This is a genomic window from Bradyrhizobium sp. CCBAU 11386, from assembly GCF_028128955.1.
Lineage (GTDB): Bacteria > Pseudomonadota > Alphaproteobacteria > Rhizobiales > Xanthobacteraceae > Bradyrhizobium.
Map to the genome: position 1 here is coordinate 1 of NZ_LBKA01000038.1, position 217 is coordinate 217.

The window sequence follows — 217 nt, forward strand, 5'->3', positions numbered from 1 at the left end:
CGCACCAGCGCGCTGCCGACCATGCCGCGATGGCCGGCGACGTAGACGCTCTTGCCCTTCAGCTCAAACAGAGCGTTTGCCATGAGCAGCGTCCCGCTTCGCCTCGGCCAGATCGTTTGCCATCATCTCCTCGACGAGCTGGGCAAAGCTCCGCTTCGGCTTCCAGCCGAGCACCTCGCGCGCCTTGCTGGCATCGCCGATGAGGAGATCGACCTCG

1 protein-coding gene is annotated in these 217 nt (G+C 65.4%); it reads right to left on the reverse strand.

The window, feature by feature from the left end; genetic code table 11:
- Positions 1 to 63: 63 nt before the first annotated feature.
- Positions 64 to 217 (reverse strand): GDP-mannose 4,6-dehydratase (locus XI09_RS08270; protein WP_271566406.1); only part of this gene is annotated, 154 nt, incomplete at its 5' end.